Here is a 20263-nt window from a genome sequence, read left to right as displayed (position 1 = left end):
AGCAGCGGGGGAATGCGCACAAGCCGAATAATTCCGCCGAACGATCCCGGCGAGCGTTACGCGGCCCGGAGCACGACCACGAGTTTCCCAAAGACGACGCTCGAGCGAAGTTCATCGAGCCGAGCGGCGCGGACGTTCTGAGCGTCCATGGACGCGATTTATCGCCAACTCGTCCCGTGCACGAAAGGATTGGACTTCCGTTGCGAGATCCGGTCTCGATATCGAGCGGTCGACATCTGTAATATAGGCGCCTTAGCGGCGACGGTCAGCCTCGGTAAATACTCTAGGCGTTGCGCAGGGTCGCCATGGCGATGTCGCGCTTTATTGGGAGAACTTCGACAAGCCCGAATGCAACGAGGAGGCGACATGCAAAATCGACAGATATGCTCGCCTGGGCGTGCTCATCGTCAATCCGACCGACAATTTTCTCGAGCCGCTGCTGATCAGCAGCGCCGCCGACATTCCTCTCGTCATCGCCTTCCTCGGCGCGATGGGCGGCCTGCTCACCTTCGGCTTGGTCGGATTGTTTCTCGGCCCGCTCATTCTCGCCGTGCTGCTCGCCATATGGCGGAAACGGCTGGAAGGAAACGCGCCCGAAGTGGAGCGCTGCCCCCGCAACGCGCCGCATTGATCGATGTCGAGACGATCATTTCGCGTCGACGTCCGCGTCCCGATACGGTGCGTGAAAAAAGCCACTGCTCCGCCGACCTGCCGCTCTCGGCCAGCGCACCCATCTCGAGGCGGCGTCACATGTCGCCGGAAAAGCGCCCACTGCGCCACTCGTTAAACTCCGTATGCGCCCTAGTTAATGACAAACCAACGGGACATAAACCACAGGGGATCATGTCATGGACAAGGAAAGCATCAAGGGCGCGGGACAGAAGATAAAGGGCAAAATCGAAGAAGTCGCGGGGAAGGTTCTCGGCGACAAGGAGCTTGAGCTGCATGGCAAAGCCGATCAGCTCGGAGGCGCGGTTCGAAGCGCGGTCGGAGAGGCGAAGGATACGATAAAGGACGCGATCAAGGACGCCAAGAAAGTCTAAAGCGCGATCTGACGAAGGGAACGGGGCGTCGTCGTCGACCACGGAGGCGTACGGAGCTCCTGGGCTCTTCGTCGCGCTCTTTCCCCCGCGCCTCTGCGGGTTTCCCTTCGCGATTTGCACTGTCGGCGCCTGACAATCGGAGCGAAATCGGTTCATCTCGGATTGCGATTCCGCTCCGTCGGCCTAATTCAAGGTATGATCCGGTTCGTGAAATCTCCAGAAATTGCTTTAAGGGAGTAGGCCCATGAACATCAGCATCGAGCACCTCCAGCCGATCGTCTCGCTGCTCGCCGGCGTTCTCATTCTGATCATCCCTCGGCTCCTCAACTACATCGTCGCGATCTTTCTGATCGTATCGGGAATTCTGGGGCTCGGGTGGATCAAGTGACGACGAGCGATAGCACTCCGAAATGTCATCTCCGAGTGGCGACGCACGCCGCCGAAAAACGATAGCGTGCAATTAGGTTTTGGCATTCATTGAATGCATTTCCTCTGGTTGTCGCAACGTCGGCGCGCCCGAGAGGGCGGGCCGGCGCTCTTTGGCGTCATTGCATGATTGCACAGCCGCGCTATGTTTTTTGAAAGAGCTTTCCCGACGACCTGAAGCAGGCCGTCGAAGGCGTCGAGCAGCTCGTTCGAATCTCGATATTGGAAAAAGCCCCTCGCAGTCGGGCTGAATCGAGACGGCCGCAACCGGGGAGACACGCTCATGTCGATCGGGCTCATACTCGTCATTCTCCTTATCATCTTTTTGTTCGGTGGCTTCAGCGGCCGCTTCGGCGGCTATGGCTATGGCTACGGTCACGGCGGCGTCGGCGTGATCGGCATTCTTCTGATCATCGTCGTCGTGTTGCTTCTGACAGGACGGCTTTGATCGAGACCGCCGCCACTCGATCGGTGTAACGTGCATGGAAAGCGCGCGCGGACGACTTGTTCGCACCAACTTAGGCGTCGCGCGAACGGGGTCGGATGAGTCGTCTTCGCCTGCACGCTGAGAAGCACCTCGTCGATCGCATCGGTTGGCTGAGAGCCGCAGTGCTCGGGGCCAATGATGGAATTGTCTCGACCGCGAGCCTGATCGTCGGCGTAGCCGCGGCGACCGCGGCGCGAAACGATGTTTTGATCGCGGGCGTCGCTGGACTGGTGGCCGGAGCCATGTCGATGGCCGCGGGCGAATATGTGTCCGTCAGCTCGCAATCCGACACCGAGCGAGCGGATATCACGCGTGAACGTAAAGAACTCAGCGACAACATCGCATTCGAACTCGATGAGCTCGCCGACGTCTATGTCACACGCGGTGTAGATCGAGAGCTCGCGCTTCGAGTCGCCGAGCAAATGATGGCGAAAGACGCCCTGACTGCCCACGCGCGCGATGAGCTCGGAATTTCAGAGATCACTACCGCCCGTCCGGTGCAAGCGGCGCTGACATCCGCAGCTACGTTTTCGCTGGGCGCCGCCATGCCCTTGCTCATGGTCGTCGTGGCGCCTGTCGGCACGCTCGTCCCCGTCGTTTCCGTCGCGTCCTTGGCCTTCCTCGCGCTTTTAGGCGCCATCGGAGCAAGAGCAGGCGGCGCCGATGTTCTGCGCGCGACGGCCCGAGTGACATTCTGGGGCGCATTGGCGATGGCCCTCACCGCCGGCATCGGGAAAATTTTCGGCACGGTCGTTTGAAGATTGGATTCACGAGAGGGTCATGCTTTGTGAAAACCGGAGCGAGCGACGCATGGCGGCCGCGCGCGACACGGAACGCAACATTCGCCGCAGCCCGGTCTCGGTCCTGCGACGTTGGATAAGAAGGTCGCCGCCGCGGATCGGTTTTCAAGTTGCGAAGCGAGAATCAGGCGATCACGTCCTCGGCGCCCATCCGCTTCGGACACTTCGCGCTAATCGCCCGGGCACCTACGCCCTTATCGAAAATGCGCACGATCTCCTCGTCTCCGGTCTGCGCGGCGTCAGATTTCGATGCGTCGCTCAGTCCCCGCGGAGGAACTCGGGGAGATCGGCGGCGCCGTCGTCGCCTCTTCCGGCGCCCCCGTCCGGCGCCCCGGACGCCGGAATGTCCAGATTCGACACGAGGCTCTCCGCGGTCGAGGCCTCGGCGTCCTGGGCCGCTCCCTCCGTCACGCGCTCGGCCGGACCATCCTCCTTCAACTCCGCCTTCTGCTCTTCCGGCCCCGCCTTCAGCTCCCCCTCCGCCTGCTGAGGCGCCGCGGAATGACCACGCAGGGGAGAGCTGCGTCCGCGCGTCGGCGCGCCCGAAGAAGCCCTCCCACGCTTGTCCGCGCCATCGAGCGGCGGTCTGTCGGGCTCGGCATCGTGATCGACCTTCGCTTTGGCTTCCTCGCTGACCGTCTCCGACGCGGCCACCGCGGCCGAAGGGGCGGCCGCGCTCGGCTCCGTCTCCCGGTCGTGTGCGCTCGCGTCGTCGCCGCTTTGCGCGGGCTCGGCGCCTTTTCCATTGCCAGCGCCCGAGGAGTCCGCGTCCGGAGTCACCATGACCTGGCCGGAAGCTCCGACGATGGCGCGGATAACCGAGGGCGCCGCGACGCCGTGCCAAATCCAGCAGACGATGCCACGTCTCCGTGTATCCGTGTGACGAATGAGCCCCTGCGCCGTGAGCGCCTGCTCGAGCTCCGGCTCTCGCTCCCGAAGAGTCACGAACAGATCGCGAGGCCGCATGTCGGGCGCTTTCGCGAACTCCAACGTCGCAGCGCCTCGCTGATGGAGCATACGGCGCTGATGCGGGTCCGCCAGCAATTCGGCCAGCAGGTCGCACCCGCCATAGAGCATTTGGGGGGTCACGTCCGGCAGCGGCTCCGCGAGATGCGATTTGATCGCGAGTTGCAACGTCTGGCGCCAAGCCGTTTTTTCAGCTTTCGTCACCGAGGCGAGCGCAGCGTGATATTCGGTGGACACCTGGGCGAACGTGGCCAAATCGGGGATGATCATCACGCACCTCGCTAAGCTGAACGATTAAGCTATATCACAGGCTCACTCGAGCATTTACATTTGTCAAGCGAATTTTTCATACGACTTTCACAAGGATTTTCCCGGGCAATGAGCGATAATCTCGACGACAATCCCGACATGATTTCGAAATGCGTACGCATGCGCACTTAAGAGCTATGGAATCCCACCACCGTTGTTCGAGGTAGCTATCAGAAAGCGCTGGACCCCTCGAATTACAAGATTCATTCGTTCCTCTAGGCGCCATCTAGATTTACAGACACGCTGAAACTGGAGCGCTCCAAAGGCGCCAAATCGCCAAGATTCGAACTGTCCCAGCAATAGCGCTACCGATTACGTGATCGATCTCGCATACCGGCTCTGCTAGGGGATCAGACCTCGAGAGAAATTTACAGGACTGTTATGGAGACCGCTCCACGTGGACCTGTCAGTGCCGTGTTACTCCATGGCTATGAAACGGATTTATCCGTTTATGTAACGGAATTGTCCGCGGACAATTCCGTTACATAACATGACTTTTTCTCGTCGATCTCTACGAATCGAGCTACCATCGAAACGTTGATTTTTTTGATTTTCGTCGGCACAAAGCACAAAACTGAACACAAATTAAACACATTTAATCATATGATATTTAGCATCACTGCCTTTATTTTTGGCCGGATCCATGGACGCAACCCCTATTCCCGAACCGCGCCGCGGTCGTCGTCGTAGATCCGATCACGCCAATGGCGGCGCGACATTGAAATAGGAAAATCGGCGTGGCGGTCAGCGAGCAGACTATCTCCGCCTATATGGTCCGCACGACGCAATTGCGGTGGCAATGCGCCAGCATGCTCATGATTGACCTCGCCACGCTGACATGGCCGCGTTTCGTCGAGTGGCTCATTGCGCAGCGACCGCGGTGGAGCCGGTCGACATGGCGGACCTACAAGCGCTCGGTCATCGAGGTCATGAAGCGCGAGCACCCGGACGAGTGCGGCGCGATGGCGGAGCTGGGCGCAGCGACACAAACCGGCGCGAGAAAAAAGACCGACCAGACGTCGGCGGCCAAGGCGACGCGCTTCGGGACCGATGAGCGAGAGCGGATTTTCGCGGATCTCCGACTCGGGCGATCCAACCGGGCGCTGGAGCTCATAGCCTTCATACGCGCGACATGCACGACGGGCCTGCGCCCGACCGAGTGGCGCGGCGCCGTTCTGGAGGTGTCCTCGGACGGCTCCGTCCGACTGGTGGTCAAAAATGCAAAGGCCACGAACGACCGCTCTCATGGCCCGCACAGGACGCTACATTGGCGCCATCTGCCGCCGGAGACATTGGGCGCGATTTCGCGGACCATTGCGATCGCGCGGGAATCTCCTTCCGCGGCCGAATACGAAGCCCATCGCAAAGCCCTGCAAAACCTGCTCGGCTCCGTGAGCCGTCGCCTGTGGCCTGATCGCGCCAAGCATTTCGCGCTCTATTCATGCCGGCGCGAATTCATCGCCCAAGCGAAAAGGGCCTATTCGCCCGTCGAAATCGCGGCGCTCGTCGGCCACAGCGTCGACAGGACGGCGCAGTCCCATTACGGCCGAGTCACGAAATCAGGCGCGCGCGACATCTCGCTGCCGACCCCGGATCGCGGAGACGTGGCTCGTGTGCGCGCGATCGTCGCGCCGCGACTTGCGGCGTTGTCACGGGTGCACGAGAAGGCGGCCAAAGAGAAGGCCGGCAAAGAGGCTCCCTCGCGCGAGCTCGAATGCTTCCATGACGCGACTTCGGCCGCGGAATTCGCGGAAACGGCGATCACAGATCACGCGGACGGGGCCGAGGAATCGCCGCGATCGGCCGAGAGCGCCGACGCCGACGCGCCGTCCATCACGCTCGACACAGACCCCGCCGCCTCCATCGAGGGTCCCACGATCGACCTCGTTCCTGAGCCCTCCGCGCAGGTGGACGAAGCGAAAGAGGCTCCCGACGAAAGCGAGCGCCTCCAGATGGCGCTTCGAGAAAAGCCGCCGATCCCGGCTTCTGGGGATGTCGATCACGCCCCCGAGATCGTCGAGCCGCGACCCAAGACCATTTCGCAAACGCAAGAGAGCGCCGACAAACTGGCTCCGTCAATCGTGCTCGAGGGGTCGCAAGAGCCGCCTCCGGCCGCGGCGCCATTCGCCGAATGCACGGCCGCGGATCACGAGGCCACGGTCTCGCCGCGATCGACCGAAGACCCTGACGCCACTGCGCCGTCCGAGGGTCCGACGATCGATGCGTTTCCAGAGCCTCCCGCGAAGCCGGACGGGGCCAAAAAGGCCCGCGACGAAGGCGAACGCCTCTGGCGAGCGTTTCAAGAGGAGCAACGACGATCATTCGACGCCGCGCCCTCAAAAAACCGTCACAGAAAAAAGGACGCCGTTCACGAGGCCAATTCGGCCGCCTCATCGTCGGAGAGCTCGACCGACGTCGAGCCGAAGCACAAGGATATCCCGTAGAGGCTCGGGCCGCCGAGGAATTCCGCAGAAATTCATCGCGCCAGCCGGCAATTTGCGTGACCAAAGAGCGAACGCCGCGCCCGATCGGCGCGGCGGCGCTTTATTCATTGTGATCGCGAGCGATCACAATTCGCCGCGCAACGTCACCGTGAAGTTCCGCGGATCGCCCGGCGTGTTGTAGGTGTTGGCGCCGCCGACGCGCATGTAGTATTTCTGATCGGTGATATTGTTGATATTCAACTGCAAGCTCAGATTTTCGTTGATCTTATAGGACGCCATCGCATTGAGAACGGCATAGGCCGACGCATGGCGCGCTTCGTTCCAGGAGTTGACCGGACCGGAGAGACCGCTCTGCGCGACGACGCCGGCGCCGACAGTCAGGCCTTGCAAAAAGCCCTCGAAGTCGTATTTGCCCCAAATCTTGAACAAATGGGTCGGATACCAGGAATTGATCGAACGGCCCTGATTGGTCTTATCGACGAGATAAGCGGTCTTCATATAAGTATAGCCGCCGACGATATCGAGCCCCGGCAGCGAGCGCGCGACGAGAGGAACTTCATAGTCCGCGAAAGGCTTGCCCGAGAACTCGACCTCGACGCCGGTCGACTCCGCCAGTCCCGCCTGGAGATAATAGCCAGGATTTGCGGTATCTGCGAAAGAGCGGTTTCTGTCGCGAATCTCGAACCAGGCGGCCGACGCGTTCAGCTTCTTCTCGAGGAATTCGCCCTTGACGCCGGCCTCCCATTGTCCGCCGACGCGCGGATCGAGCGTCGTGCCGTCGGCTCTCTGCTGAGTCTGGGGAAGGAATATATCGGTATAGCTGCCGTAGAGATTGATCTCGTCGGTCAGACGGAAAATGCCGGCGGCATAGGGTGTGAAGCGATGATTGGATTTCGCGCCATAGGACCAATTCGCGGGCATGCTCGGAAAGGCCGCACGATTTTTCGCGAAATAGTTTGTGAGCCTGCCGCCGAACACGAAGGTCAAAGGTTCGATCGGCGTGAGGCGAAGCTGGCTGTAGGCGCCATGTTGCAGCGTCTGGTTCTGGCCGCCGACCGTGTAGGGATTGGTATTCGGACCGATATAGTTCGGCCAGAAGACCGGGACGTTGTTCACTGTCGCGATCGGCGCGCCTTTGTACTCATAGGTGAAGCGGTCGTAATTATAGCCTAGCGTCAATGTGTTCTTGATCGGCAACAAGGGCAGCGTGCCGGAGAGATAGGAGTCGAGACCGGTGCGATGATAGTAATAGTTGTAATGGCGGCGCGCATATTGCGTGGACCAGTTGGATGGATTGACGCCAGCGTAGGGGAAGGCGTCGTTGAACTCCTGCGTCTGGTCACGTCGATTGAAGTTGATTTTCGCGACCCAGTCGTCGCCGAAGCGATGCTCGAGGCGGAGATTCTTGTCTTCCGTGTCCCATTTAATTTGAGTCCAATCGGGATAAGGATTCCATGAGCGCGGCACGTTCAAGAAATAAGGGCTCGTATTGCCGAAATAGGAGATCGCCGCAACGGGCTGCCCGCTATAGGCGGGGTCGCTGGTCCGTTGGCGTGTATAGGCGACATTCACGAGCGTGTTCGGCGTGATGTCGTATTCGAGAGAGCCATAGCCGAGCCATTTGTTCTCGGGCTGCGACGGCGTGAAGAAGAAGTGCTTGTCCTGGTGCAGCACGAGCGCGCGATAGCGAAATGTCCGTTCTTCATTGATCGGCCCGGTGACGTCGATCATGCCGCGATAATTGTCCCACGAGCCGGCGTTGAATTCCGTTCGCAGCTTGAATTCGTCCTGGGGCCGCTTGCGGACCACATTGACGACGCCGCCGGGGTTTCCCGAGCCGGAGAGCAGGCCCGAGGGGCCTTTGAGAACTTCGAGACGGTCATAGACGGCGAGATCGAGCTGCTGATAGCCGCCGAGGCCGCTATAGGTCGGAACGCCGTCATAAGCCACGTCGAGGAAATAGCCGCGCGACGCCGGCTGTCCTTGCGTCACATCGTTGGAAATGGCGGAGACGCCCGGAATCCAGAACATCGCGTCCTGAACCGTGTTGAGCTGCATATCGTTGATCTGCGCGCGCGTCATCACGGAGACAGACTGCGGCACCTCCTTGCGCGGCAGCGGAACCTTGCCGGCGACGGTCACGAGCGGCGTCGTATAGGAGCCCGTGCCTTCCGTTATCGCGCCTCGGTCGGCGCTATAGGCTTTCTTTTCGTCGCGCTTTTCCGCGCCGATGTCGATCCGCGGCAAGGCCTCCGCGCCATTCGCATCGCTGCGCAGGCCCGTATCGTTCTGCGCCAGCATGATCGACACGGCCTTCGCGTCCGGACCGCCGAAGCGATAGGAGAGCCCCGTGCCGTCGAGCAGTCGATCCAATCCCTCACGCACGGAGAAGGCGCCGACAAGTCCGGTCGTGCGCAATGTCCTGGTCACATGCGCTTCATAGAGAAGATGGAGTCCATTCTTCACGGCAAAGGCGTTCAGCGCCGTCGCCACCGATCCAGCCGGTATGTCGTAGACCATGACGACGCCGCTGCGCTCTTGCGGCGAGAGGGACGCCTCGGCCGGCGTTCCTCCCATCGCAAAGGCGCCGAACGCCATCGCCGCAACCGTCGAGCTCATCGCCGCACCCTCGTAACGCAGACCTCTTTTCGCCATCGCCGCTTTCCGTCGAATTGGGTTCTCGGACGCGAGACGACGTCCGTGACCAACTCGACGCCCTCGCGTCGAATTCGGAATGTCCAATGCGAAAAAAATTGTGCGGGAAGGTGTGGCCGGCGCCGCCCGTCATTCCGTGAGCAGAATGAGGTAGTCGGTCAGATGGATCGAATGCAGGCCGAGGAAATATTCGATCTCGCGCAGAGAAGTGAGCGGCTCCGCGGTCGAGAAAACGCCGCTCACCCGCCGCGCGCAGGTCGATGCGCGCAGGCAGAGGATATAGCCATGGTGATGACGGCCGAGCGTCGCCAGGGCTTCGCCGAGCGGCCTGTCTTCGACGATCAGTGCGCCGCGTCGCCAAGCGGCGATCGTTTCCGCAGCGGCGGTCGCCGGAGGCCGCGCGGCGGCGTTCGCCTCGTAGAATGTCTGCTGCCGCTCCTCGACGATGACGCGCGCGCCGCCGCTGGCGACAGCGACCGAATGCTCGCCGACGGCGACATGCGCGCCGCCTTCCTTGGTGAGCGCGACGTCGAAGGCGGTGCCGAGCGCCGTCACTTCGCCGCCCGCGGCCTCGACGACGAAGGGACGCGCGGGATCGGGCGCGACCTCGAACCACGCCTCCCCGGACAGCAGACGCACGCGCCGTCGCTCGGCTTCGAAACGGACCTCGATCGCCGAGCCGCCGTCGAGCTCCACGCGCGAGCCGTCGACGAGGGTCGCCGTTCGGCGCTCTCCGACGCCCGTCGAAAAATCCGAACGCCAGATCAGAGAGAGATCGCCAAGGACGAATAGGAAGGCCAAGGAGGCCGCGGCCAATAATCCGACCGTCGCCATTCGTCGTAACGCCACGCCCCGGGAGAGAGACCGGCGCGCCGGGCGCAGCGTTCGCGCCTCCTCGAACATTCTGGCGACATCGGCATAGGCGCGGCGATGGACGGGATCGGCGGCGAGCCAGGCGTCGAAGGCGGCGCGATCCTGATCGAGGTCGCCGGCCTTCTCTCTGATCCACCAGTCGATCGCCGCCGCATGGGCGGCGTCGCCCTCGCCCATTCCCATCTCTTCGTCGCTCCCTGCGCGCGGATCGCCATCCGCGCCCGCCGAATACGACGCGCCAATAGGGGAAAAAGGAAGGTCGGGCGGCGAAAAAACTTTCATCCCAGCGCCGCCCAGCAGCGCTGCATGGCGATGCTCATATGCTGGCGCACCATGCGCTCGGTGACGCCGAGACGCAGGGCGATCTCGCGAAAGGAAAGGTCCTCGAAGGCGCAGAACTCGAAGACCTCGCGGCATCGGGGCGGCAAGGCCTCGATCGCCTCGCGGAGGCGGCGCGCCCGGCGCTCATAGTCGACGATCTCGTCCTGACGCGCCTCGCTGCTCGGCCGCTCGCCGAGGAGCTGATCGAAGGCGAGATATTTGTGCTCCGTCCGCCGACGCCGGGCCAGGTCGCGCGTGAGATTGGCGGCGATCTGCTGGAGGAAGGCCGGCGGATCGGCGACATCGTCGAGGCGCTCGTGCCGCAGCGCGCGCACGAAGGTCTCCTGAAGCAGATCGGACGCGTCTTCCGCGCCGACGCGACGCGTCAGATAGGCCGTCAGCGCGCGCCTGTTGCGCTCGAACAGGTCGCGGATGAAACGAGTCTTCTTTTCCGACATTCGCCGGCGCCCGCGACGATCACGACGCGCGCTACGCTGTCGTCGAGACCGGAGGTGAAAAATGAGGGTGAAAGGGTCGATCAGCCGATCGACGGGGGCGCGCGGGAGGAGGAATAGCTCGGACGGCCGATGGGCGCGCCGGCTTGCTCGCGATCGACCGACGAAACTTGTCCCGAGTCGAAGCGCTGCGCGAGCGCCGTAAAGAACATGGCGAGAAATGCGAGGGACGCCGAATCTCGAGGACAGGTGCAGAACGCGCAATGCGAGTGCTGGCCGCCGTGCTTCACGGGCGCGCCATCGTCTCCGCGAGCCGCGCATAGCGGACCGCCCTCCTCCCCGCTCGACCAGCCGAAAGACGGGAAGGCCGTCGCCCATCCGTGGCTGGGCATCACAAAGGGAAGCGAGGCGAGCGCCAGCCAAACGCCGAGCACCGCGGCGAGCGCGGTCCGCAGCTTGGAGAAATGCGCCCATGACGAAGCCATGACGTCATAGGAGACAGGCGAAAGCGTGAGCGTCAAGAAGGAATTCCGCCGCAGGGCAGTGTGGAACGCAAAACGCGCTTTTCCAGGACTGGCTCTCCGTGGCCTAGACGCCCGGAGAGCGGGGGCTGTCCACCGTCATAATCCGTCTCTGTGGGCATGCTCTTGCATCGCGCCGCTATTGGTTGATTTCGCGACGCCGCACGGCGGGGACCGCGTTGTGGGCCGGGCGCTCGCGCGCCTCAGACCCGCTTTCGCGCGGCGCCACGAAGCATTCGGAACGGGAACCACAATGAAATCGGATATTCTTCGATCGGCCGAGAATGGTCAGAGGGATCGAGAACAGATCAGCAAGACCTTCGAGACCCCGATCGTGTTGGCGAACCGCGTTTACCGTCATAGGCGCACGCCGGCCCTAAATCTGAATCTTTTATTGCGCACTGCAAAAAATAAGTACTAATTGTGGCTCAGACGCCGCACTGCGGGGTCGTAGCGTTGTTTCGAGAAGTGGTATTATGCCCATGAGCACTCGTCGTATTTGGGTCGCCGGTCACAGAGGCATGGTCGGTTCGGCCGTCACACGTTATCTCGAGGCGCGAGGCGACAAGGTATTGAAAGCCGATCGCTCTGTCGTCGACCTCCGCAATCAGATCGCCGTCGAAGTCTGGCTGAAACAAAATCGGCCCGACGCCATTGTCTTCGCCGCGGCGAAAGTCGGCGGCATCTATGCGAACGACACCTATCCCGCCGATTTCATCTACGACAATCTGGCGATCGAGACGAATATCATCCATTCGGCCCACGCCGCGAATGTCGACCGTCTCGTCTTTCTCGGGTCTTCCTGCATTTATCCGAAATTCGCGCCGCAGCCCATCCGCGAGGACTCGCTGCTCACAGGCCCTCTCGAGCCGACCAATGAGTGGTATGCGATCGCAAAAATCGCCGGCATCAAGCTCTGCCAAGCCTACCGCAAGCAATATGGCCGGCATTACATCTCGGTGATGCCCTGCAATCTATACGGCCCGAACGATAATTTCGATCTCCAGACAAGCCATGTGCTGCCCGCGCTCATTCGCAAATTCCATGAAGCGAAGGAATCGAGGAAGCCGGAGGTCGTCGTCTGGGGGACGGGCACGCCGCTTCGCGAATTCTTGCACGTCGATGATCTCGCGCGCGGCGTCGTCTTCTGCCTCGACAATTACGATGGCTATGAGCACATCAATTGCGGCGCAGGTTCGGAGATCACGATCCGAGGTTTGGCGGAAACCGTGCAGAAAGCGGTCGGATTTTCGGGCGAGCTCGTGTTCGATACGTCGAAGCCGGATGGCACGCCTCGCAAGCTGATGGACTCGAGCCGCATTCGCACGCTCGGATGGGAGCCTGAAATCTCGCTCGAAGACGGAGTTGCCGGCTCCTACCACTGGTTCCTCGCGAATAAAAACGTCGCTCCGGCGCTGGAGCTGGCGACAGTCGCATAAGCGCGATTGCGCGCGCGAATTCGATCGACATCGCCGGACGTAGCCTCAAAACACAACGTCAAATCTTCACAGCTATGGACCCAGAGATCGATCGTCGCGATTACGCCAAGAGAGCGAAACTTCTGGGCTGACGGCGCCGCCGGCGCCGCGCCCTTTCCTAGGCAAATTATTTCGACGCGTGGTTTCGCGCGCAAGCTCAGCGAGCTCGCCGGGTCCTGTGGCGCGCTGATCGACGGCTATTCGGCAGGTGACGAAAGGACCACGATGGCGATCGATATGCCGAAGGATTCTGCGAAGGAAGCGGTCTTGTCGCTTCAACGCTACTTCAAAGAGAACATGGACAATGAGATCGGCAATCTCGCAGCGGAAGGCCTGCTCCAATTCTTCGTGGAAGAGATCGGGCCAATTATCTACAACAAGGCGGTCGAGGATGTGCAACAAAGGCTACAAGCCCGCATAGCCGAGTTGGATGTCGAGGTTCAGGAGGAAGCGTTCGGCTATTGGCGGAAGCGCCGGCGTCGCTGATCCTCCGCGAACGCTTCCGAACGACGGTCGCTCATCGCCTATGCGCAGGCGCGGATGCCGAGGCCGATCGCCTCGCGGCCGGACATTTCCGTGAAGGCCAGACTGTCCAGAGCCTGATGGCGACGCACCCAGGCCTGGATCGCCGGCGGATAGACGCTCATCATCAGCGTGTTGCCTCCCCAGGAGGTCTCCCCCTCGTTCGTACGCGCCGAATGGAAGCGCAGCGTCGCCTCCGGCGAAACACAGGCATGGCGCGCGCCGAGCTTCATCGTGCAGGCCGAGGCGCAGTAGCCGTCGATGGCGACGGTCCGCCGCGTCACATTGGCCGAGCGGACCTGCTCGTAATAGTCGAGGACATTGCCGCCGCGGTCATAGCTCGAATAATCGGCGCGCGGCGTATAGCCGCCAGAAAGATCGGCGCGGCGGGAATAGCCGTAGCGGCTCGAGCTGGTCGCCCGGCTCGAATAGCCATTGTCGAAGGAGCCGAACAGATCGGAGAAGAGATCGGCCTTGGCGGGCGCCGAAGTGAAGGCGGCGAAGCCGGCGAGGCCGAGAATAGCGGCGCGCTTGGCGATGCGGGGAGCGATGAAGGCGCCGAGCGAAGCGGAGAACATGGGTTGATCCTCTCTCTAGTCAGATGAGGCGGCCCCATGGAGTAGAGGGGCTCGACCTCTTCGGTGAGGATCAGATTGACGGCGACGCTCTAACGGCCATTAAGCCGCGGTAATGCAACTCGAGCGGCATCGGCAAGGAAACATAAACCATGCGCCGGAATGCCCAGACAACATATTGAATATAATTAGATTATAAGGCTGTTTACCAAGCAGGCGCAGAGAATTTTCAACCGTATTTCGACAAAATTTTCTACGAATTGATACGGAGATCGCGGCTTCCGACGCAATTTTGTCGCTGGAAGACAGCGCCAAAGCCTCCATTGCCATGGAACGGGATTTGCTCGAAACGAGCCGCCTGACGCGCGGAGATCCTATGTTCTTTTTTCGCCAGCCGAGATCGGAGCAGAAGCGACCAGAGCCGCGCATCCCCGATGGAATCAAGCTTTACGTCATAGGCGACGTGCATGGTCGAGACGACCTTCTCGATACTCTTTGCGGCGCGATCGACAAGGACCTCGCCGGAACGCCCAGCGAGCACGTGAGCATCGTCTTTCTCGGCGACTATATCGATCGCGGACCTCGATCCGCCGAGGTCGTCGAGAGGATCGTCTCCGGCGCGACGCCGGCTCCCGTCATGGCGCTCAGAGGCAATCACGAAGCGATCTTGCTGCAATTTCTCGAGGATGAGAATGTCCTCGATAGCTGGCGCCGATATGGCGCGATGGAGACTCTTCTGTCGTATGGGGTCGACCTCAAAGAGGTGTTGCGCGGCCGCAACTTCGATATCGCGCAGGCGGAATTGCGAGAGAAACTGCCTTTGGCGCATTTGCGCTTCTTCGAGGATACGAAACTGTCCTGGTCGCTCGGCGATTATTTTTTCTGCCACGCCGGATGCCGGCCGAATGTGCCGCTCGCACGCCAGCAGGAGGGCGATCTGCTCTGGATCCGGGAAGAGTTTCTCGGCTTCTCGGGGTCGTGGGACAAAGTGATCGTCCATGGCCATACGCCGGCGCCGGAGCCAGAGGAGCTGCCGCAGCGGATCAATCTCGACACGGGCGCCTATGCGACCGGGCGGCTCACTTGCCTGGTCCTGGAGGGCGCAACGCGCCGCTTTCTGTCGACGTGACCTCGAGCTCCGATCATCTATGTCGACCCGGCATGAGATAACAGCCGGTCGCCGCATCGCCGCGCGCATTGGGCTCGAGGACAGATGCGCAATCGAAATTCGGATCGACGGGAGGACGTGGAACTGCTCCAGAACCGTCCCCGGGCGGCGGCGTGTCGACGCCGAAGCTCTCCCCTCCCCCACTGGCCGGTTGGGCGTCAGGTCGCCAATTGCGTCGCGCCTGACGCGCAACCGCAAAATCGACGCCCGTGTCGCGCCGCATCGCCGTCCGCCGCGAGAAGGAGACTCCGGGACCGGTGATCATCGGGGTCACATAGGCTTCCCGCTCCGACAGAACATTGATGCGGAAACCGAACATGCGCGGGGAAAAATAAATGGCGGAGCGTTTGCCCACCCAACCATCGGCGCCGGAAAAGCCGACACTGCATCGGTCGCGAGGAAAGACACGATCACAAGCTTCCCTCGTCGGATAGCGTGGCGCCTTCTCGTCGAACTCGGCGCGCGCATTGGCGGCGGCATTGGCGCAGATCGGCGCACCGATTCGTCCTCCGGACAGACAGCTTTTCTCGTCCGAATAGACATAGGCTCCGCGGCTCGATTCAGCCGCCGCGACACCCGAATGCGTCAGGAAAATCGCCGTGACGAGTGGTCTCCATAATGACGGGCGCATCACGGGCTTTCGGCCCCGCACAGAAATGGACGTCTCATCGAATTGGTTCCGAGGCGCGGTCCTGAAGAATCGTGGAAGAAAGACGTTCGGCGATCCGCGCCCGAATTCCGAAGCCGGATTAATCATATTCTATTGGCCCCTACGTGCAATCTTGAAATCGTAATCGTCTGGTGGCATACAAAAAAGAAAGCATACGCGTCAGGAATAGCTTCATGTATTCGAAGGCCCTTTTTGCATTGATTGTCGCGGCGTCCTGCGCCATGGGCCTCAGCGGATGCGACAGTTTCCCAGCGGGCTCGCCATCGGTCGGCGGAGCCGACTCGGCCCCGATTTCCACCGGAGGCGGCGGACTGCGGCTCCAGGCCGGCGACAAGCTGAAAGTCTCCGTCTTCGGCGAAGACAAGCTGAGCGGAGAATATGAGATCGATCCCGCCGGCTACGTCTCTTTGCCCCTCGCGGGCACCGTTCAGGCCGCCGGCCTCACGAAATTGGAGCTCGAGCAGGCGCTGACGAAGAAATTCCGCAGCGAGCAATATCTCCGTAACGCGAAAGTCACGGTCGACATCGCCAATTTCCGCCCCTTCTATGTACTCGGAGAGGTCGAGAAGCCCGGCAAATATCCCTATGAGAGCGGACTGAACGTCGTCAGCGCCGTCGCCGTGGCGGGCGGCAACACCTATCGTTCGAGCCTGTCTCGCGTGCTGATCCAGCGCGCCGGAGAACATGGTTTCAAAGAATATCCGTTCTCGCCCAACGTCTTCGTCTTTCCCGGCGATCTGATCCGCGTTCCGGAACGCTATTTCTGACAGCGCGCAGAGGCGATCGAATCACTGTTGCGCCGCAGCAACACTCCAAAATTGGTTCATTCGCGGTTTACAATCAGCCTTGTGGAGAAGAAAAAGCTCGGCTAGAGTTTTCGGCAATTACGGGCGTATTTTCACTGCCGGTTGCTGTTCGGGGTCGGTTTTAATGTCGAGGTCGAAAAACCCATTTGTTCGTGGACCGTCCTCGGCATTCGTATTCGCAGGATTGAGCGCGCTTCAAATCGTGCCCGCCTTCGCGCAGAGTGTCCCGAACGAAGTCCGAACCGTCGTCACGCCCAATAGTTTCGGCGTAAGAAGTCTGCGAGACACGCCGACACGAGAATATCAGGGACTTCTTCTAGGCGGCTGGGTGCTCTATCCGAGCCTGCTCGTCGCCGGAACATATGACGACAACCCGTTCCAGGCTCCGTCAGACCGAAAAGGCGCCGTCGGCACACATCTACGCCCGAGCCTCATCGCCGACCGAGACAACGGCCTCCACCACACGACCGTCTATACGATCGGCGATTTCCGCATCTACCCGGATTTGCCAACCGGCAATACGGTCAATGTGAATACTGGCTTCAATCACACGTGGGAAGCGCGCAAGGATCTCGTCGTCTCCGCGAGCGGCGAATATGCGCGCCGCACGGACATGTACAACACCGGGCAGGTCGTGAATCCCTTCGTGCTCGGCGGCCTCACCTATCGTGGGACGCAAGCCAGCCCGCAGCGATACAATGAATTCATCGGATCGGTCTCGGCGCAGAAATCCTTCGACCGCCTCTTCATAGGCCTGTCGAGCACAGCCAGGGCGACGACCTACGACACGCTCTACACATCGACGGGCGCTTTAGATCAGGCCTATCGCAACAATCTCGTGACCGGAGTCACTGGACGGCTCGGCTATTTCGCGACCCCGCTGCTCTTCGTCTTCACCGAAGCCAGCGGAAACTTCCGGGACTTCCGAGACTCCACCTATAATTCGGAAGGTTATCGCTTCGTCGGCGGCGTCGGAACCGATCGCATTGGGCTTATTCGCGGCGAGATTTTCGGCGGCTATCAGAGCCAATTCTACTTCAGCGGCTTGTTCCCCTCCGCGAACAGCCCTGTGTATGGCGGCAAGCTCTACTGGTATCCGACACGCGCCTGGACGATCGAGGCGGGCCTCGACGAAACCTTCCAGGACTCCGCCTTGTCGACAGTGGGCAATACGACGGGAAGCGCGGCGCGCGCCACGTCGGCGAATTTGAGGATCGGCTATAAGCTCGCCAGGAGCTGGTCAGCGACGGTAAATGGGCAATATACCGACATCGCCTACATCTCAGGCGGTCGTCACGATAGCCGTTGGAATTCCGGAGCCACGCTGAACTACGAGATCTGGCGCAATCTGAATGCCACTTTCGAATATGCGTTCACGCGCGTATTCTCCAACTCCGATGGCGCGGCCTTCACGCGCAATGTCTTCACGCTCGGCGCGACCTACAAATATTGAGATTCCGACAGGAGCAACGAAAATGAAAAAGCTCTCGATTTTTGCGGCGACTGTCCTTTTGTGCGGGACGACGGCTGCGATGGCCGTCCCCAACTCCACCAATAGCGCGGGCAATCAGTCGCAGGGAGCAACTAATCAGCAGACGATCGATTCGCGCGTCACGGCGATCTTCTCGAAATCTGCAAATGCGAATGGCGGCGCCGAAATGACCGCCGAATTGAAGGCGCTCCTCACGACCAATCCGGAACTCGCGGCTGACGTTACGGCGGCGTCCAAGAAAGCCAATTTGGACCAGAAGGTCGCAGCCGGCAAAGCGCTCGCCCAGGCCGAACAGGCGCTGAAGGACGCGGGGAATACGAATGGAGCCAACAAAATCAAGAGCGCTTCTGACGCGTCGGACGAACAAACGCTGGCCGCCTATCAAGCGGAGCGGAGCCAAGTGGTCGCTTCGGACGACGGAGGAGAAGGCAGCGGTCGTGGCGGCCGCGGCGGCTTCGGCAACGGCGGCAATTACGGCGGGGGGTCGGGTGGCGGCAGCGTCAGCGGGCATTGATCGGGCGGCGTCATCGTGCATGACCGCTAACGCGCGATAATTGGCGTTATCGCGCCTTGGGGGGCACCGGGGCGACGCGTGTTGCGTCTCGACAACCCCGCGCGCGGCCGGCCGACGGGCCCTTCGCCGCGCGAGCCCCATCATTGGTCACTCAGGCCTACTTCTCTATCCTATCCACCACGCGCCTGACTTCGTTTTGGTAAAAAATCTAGCGACTTCAACGCGATTCGCAAATATCTCGCCAGAAAGTTTAACGGCCAGAGGACACCACCATGAGTTGCGCAAAAGGCCATCCATTCTGAAACAGGTATCCCTTTGGGATGGGTCAGAACCCTCCAAAGATCAGATAGGCTGCGAACGCGTGGTATGCCCACGTAGGCAGCAAAGTTCATCTCTAGCTCCGCGACAGGAGTTTTGCACTCCACGATTGTCACTCCGGCTCGGCGCGCACGTAACCCGTAATCGATATCACCTAAAGCATGTGAAAAGCGACTTGAAATATTGCCAACCTTCATCGCGACAGCATGGGGTACAAGTACACAATTACCATTCATCGTGTCACAATACATTTCACTAGCCAAAAGTAGCCGGTAGCGTAAATTCGAAAAAGTTCGCTCTCGGACTAGCCCCCCGTAGGTCGTGTAACCAGTAAGAGGTGAAATTGTGCGGCCGACGACAATTACATCCGTCTCACCATTGCGAGCGTGCTGGAGATACTCCTTTGTGAGCAATTTCAAAGCATTTTGTGAAAGAATGACATCATCATTCAGCCAAAGATATGCGTCAAATTGCATTGACAAGCATTCGGACCAGGCAGTCCGCATGCCTCCGCTCCAGTAGAGATCGCCATTTCGGCTAATTATGTTAACTGATTTGAATTCAGCTCTAATTGCGTCGACCGTTCCGTCGACACAGCCGTCGTCGACCAAATATACGGAAATCGCATGGTTGTCATTTTGCCCGAAAAGTGCTCTCAAACAATTCAATGTTGAAAGCTTTCGATTGTGACAAGTCATTACCGCTGCAAGGTTCATTGAGCTTTCCGTTTTTTGAGACCTCGGTGACCTGCCCCCGATATTTCATCCAGCGGCGAGTTGAGTCCCGGCGGTTGATACGCCCGCGGGCGTGGGGTGAGCAACAGGCGATCGACGGAGCTGGTCGGGGTTGCGCAGCCGATCGCCTGTTGCGGTGAGCGCGGCCGCATAGTCCGCCGGCGTCGCATAGCCGAGCGAAGAATGCGGTCGTCGGTGGTTGTAGTCGTGCGCCCAATATCGGATCTTCTCTCTCGCGTGGTCGAGCCCGAAGAACAGCGTCTCGTTGAGCAGCTCGTCCCGCATGCGACCGTTGAAGCTCTCGCAGAAGCCGTTCTGCATCGGCTTGCCGGGCATGATGAAATGCCACTCCACCTTGTTCTCCTCCGACCAGGACAGGACGGCGTTCGACGTGAACTCGGTTCCATTGTCGGAAACGATCATGCCGGGCTTGCCGCGCCTTTCGATCAGCGCCGACAGCTCGCGCGCCACCCGCTTGCCGGAAATCGACGTGTCCGGGATCGCCGCCAGGCATTCACGCGTCACGTCATCGACGATGTTGAGGATGCGGAATCGTCGCCCACTGGCGAGCTGGTCGTGCACGAAGTCGAGAGACCATCGGGCATTCGGCTTCGCTTCGACGAGAACCGGCGCCCGTGTTCCCACGGCGCGGCGGCGCGCGCGGCGTTTCCTCACCGTCAGCCCTT

21 protein-coding genes are annotated in these 20263 nt (G+C 60.7%); 12 read left to right on the top strand and 9 right to left on the bottom strand.

The window, feature by feature from the left end:
- Positions 1-397 precede the first annotated feature (397 nt).
- The 5 genes from A1351_RS02630 (at position 398) to A1351_RS02620 (ending at position 2714) form a co-directional block, all read left to right on the top strand.
- Positions 398-631: an AI-2E family transporter gene (locus A1351_RS02630; RefSeq protein ID WP_064032079.1), complete on the top strand. Its 234-nt coding sequence runs from the start codon at positions 398-400 to the stop codon at positions 629-631.
- Between the two features lie 217 nt (positions 632-848).
- On the top strand, positions 849-1043 hold the full coding sequence (locus A1351_RS02625) for a CsbD family protein (RefSeq protein WP_024878679.1): 195 nt from the start codon (positions 849-851) through the stop codon (positions 1041-1043).
- A 244-nt stretch (positions 1044-1287) separates the two neighbouring features.
- The gene (locus A1351_RS23580) at positions 1288-1431 is read left to right on the top strand and encodes a DUF3096 domain-containing protein (RefSeq protein ID WP_083967044.1); all 144 of its coding nucleotides are present in this window, start codon (positions 1288-1290) and stop codon (positions 1429-1431) included.
- 321 nt (positions 1432-1752) lie between these two features.
- The gene (locus A1351_RS23510) at positions 1753-1917 is read left to right on the top strand and encodes a DUF3309 family protein (RefSeq protein ID WP_064506549.1); all 165 of its coding nucleotides are present in this window, start codon (positions 1753-1755) and stop codon (positions 1915-1917) included.
- Between the two features lie 95 nt (positions 1918-2012).
- Positions 2013-2714 carry a VIT family protein gene (locus tag A1351_RS02620; protein WP_064032078.1) on the top strand — a complete coding sequence of 234 codons (702 nt, stop codon included), beginning with the start codon at positions 2013-2015 and terminating at the stop codon, positions 2712-2714.
- Between the two features lie 300 nt (positions 2715-3014).
- On the opposite strand, the gene A1351_RS02615 is transcribed toward A1351_RS02620, so the two are convergent.
- A complete protein-coding gene (locus A1351_RS02615) occupies positions 3015-3992 on the bottom strand; it encodes a hypothetical protein (protein ID WP_064032077.1) in 978 nt (325 codons plus the stop codon).
- Between the two features lie 776 nt (positions 3993-4768).
- Between A1351_RS02615 and A1351_RS02610 the strand changes: the two genes are divergently transcribed.
- Positions 4769-6475, top strand: coding sequence for a hypothetical protein (locus A1351_RS02610; protein ID WP_064032076.1), 1707 nt, complete (start codon positions 4769-4771; stop codon positions 6473-6475).
- Between the two features lie 123 nt (positions 6476-6598).
- Here A1351_RS02610 and A1351_RS02605 read toward each other — a convergent pair whose 3' ends face one another.
- The 4 genes from A1351_RS02605 to A1351_RS02590 form a co-directional block, all read right to left on the bottom strand.
- Positions 6599-9094 carry a TonB-dependent receptor gene (locus A1351_RS02605; RefSeq protein WP_064032075.1) on the bottom strand — a complete coding sequence of 832 codons (2496 nt, stop codon included), beginning with the start codon at positions 9092-9094 and terminating at the stop codon, positions 6599-6601.
- A 165-nt stretch (positions 9095-9259) separates the two neighbouring features.
- Positions 9260-10180, bottom strand: coding sequence for a FecR domain-containing protein (locus A1351_RS02600; RefSeq protein ID WP_064032112.1), 921 nt, complete (start codon positions 10178-10180; stop codon positions 9260-9262).
- 101 nt (positions 10181-10281) lie between these two features.
- Positions 10282-10782, bottom strand: coding sequence for an RNA polymerase sigma factor (locus tag A1351_RS02595; protein ID WP_064032074.1), 501 nt, complete (start codon positions 10780-10782; stop codon positions 10282-10284).
- 80 nt (positions 10783-10862) lie between these two features.
- Positions 10863-11300 carry a hypothetical protein gene (locus tag A1351_RS02590; protein ID WP_064032073.1) on the bottom strand — a complete coding sequence of 146 codons (438 nt, stop codon included), beginning with the start codon at positions 11298-11300 and terminating at the stop codon, positions 10863-10865.
- A gap of 476 nt (positions 11301-11776) precedes the next feature.
- Here A1351_RS02590 and A1351_RS02585 point away from each other — a divergent pair, with 476 nt between their 5' ends.
- Both A1351_RS02585 and A1351_RS25705 read left to right on the top strand, forming a co-directional pair.
- Positions 11777-12739 (top strand): GDP-L-fucose synthase, encoded by a 963-nt coding sequence (locus A1351_RS02585; protein WP_064032072.1) that lies wholly within the window; start codon positions 11777-11779, stop codon positions 12737-12739.
- 6 nt (positions 12740-12745) lie between these two features.
- Positions 12746-13264 carry a DUF2164 domain-containing protein gene (locus A1351_RS25705; RefSeq protein WP_245291559.1) on the top strand — a complete coding sequence of 173 codons (519 nt, stop codon included), beginning with the start codon at positions 12746-12748 and terminating at the stop codon, positions 13262-13264.
- Between the two features lie 38 nt (positions 13265-13302).
- Here A1351_RS25705 and A1351_RS02575 read toward each other — a convergent pair whose 3' ends face one another.
- Positions 13303-13878, bottom strand: a complete 576-nt coding sequence (locus A1351_RS02575; protein WP_064032070.1) for a hypothetical protein — start codon at positions 13876-13878, stop codon at positions 13303-13305.
- Positions 13879-14251: 373 nt separating this feature from the next.
- Here A1351_RS02575 and A1351_RS02570 point away from each other — a divergent pair, with 373 nt between their 5' ends.
- Entirely contained in the window at positions 14252-15004 is a 753-nt protein-coding gene (locus A1351_RS02570; protein ID WP_064032110.1) for a metallophosphoesterase family protein, read from the top strand.
- 13 nt (positions 15005-15017) lie between these two features.
- Here A1351_RS02570 and A1351_RS02565 read toward each other — a convergent pair whose 3' ends face one another.
- Positions 15018-15674 carry a DUF1190 domain-containing protein gene (locus A1351_RS02565; RefSeq protein ID WP_064032069.1) on the bottom strand — a complete coding sequence of 219 codons (657 nt, stop codon included), beginning with the start codon at positions 15672-15674 and terminating at the stop codon, positions 15018-15020.
- Between the two features lie 212 nt (positions 15675-15886).
- Between A1351_RS02565 and A1351_RS02560 the strand changes: the two genes are divergently transcribed.
- The 3 genes from A1351_RS02560 (at position 15887) to A1351_RS02550 (ending at position 18525) form a co-directional block, all read left to right on the top strand.
- Complete coding sequence (locus A1351_RS02560) at positions 15887-16480, top strand: polysaccharide biosynthesis/export family protein (protein WP_064032068.1); 594 nt, start codon at positions 15887-15889, stop codon at positions 16478-16480.
- Between the two features lie 163 nt (positions 16481-16643).
- The gene (locus tag A1351_RS02555; RefSeq protein ID WP_083967036.1) at positions 16644-17972 is read left to right on the top strand and encodes an outer membrane beta-barrel protein; all 1329 of its coding nucleotides are present in this window, start codon (positions 16644-16646) and stop codon (positions 17970-17972) included.
- A 22-nt stretch (positions 17973-17994) separates the two neighbouring features.
- Positions 17995-18525 carry a hypothetical protein gene (locus A1351_RS02550; RefSeq protein ID WP_064032066.1) on the top strand — a complete coding sequence of 177 codons (531 nt, stop codon included), beginning with the start codon at positions 17995-17997 and terminating at the stop codon, positions 18523-18525.
- Between the two features lie 170 nt (positions 18526-18695).
- Here A1351_RS02550 and A1351_RS23575 read toward each other — a convergent pair whose 3' ends face one another.
- Both A1351_RS23575 and A1351_RS02545 read right to left on the bottom strand, forming a co-directional pair.
- Positions 18696-19559 carry a glycosyltransferase family 2 protein gene (locus tag A1351_RS23575; protein WP_083967034.1) on the bottom strand — a complete coding sequence of 288 codons (864 nt, stop codon included), beginning with the start codon at positions 19557-19559 and terminating at the stop codon, positions 18696-18698.
- A 45-nt stretch (positions 19560-19604) separates the two neighbouring features.
- The coding region (locus A1351_RS02545; protein WP_064032065.1) for an IS3 family transposase at positions 19605-20263 on the bottom strand (659 nt) is incomplete at its 5' end.

Origin of the sequence: Methylosinus sp. R-45379, assembly GCF_001644125.1 — a bacterium.
Classification (GTDB): Bacteria; Pseudomonadota; Alphaproteobacteria; order Rhizobiales; family Beijerinckiaceae; genus Methylosinus.
The sequence above is the reverse complement of the archived record's forward strand: the minus strand, read 5'-3'. Positions and strand labels throughout refer to the sequence as shown.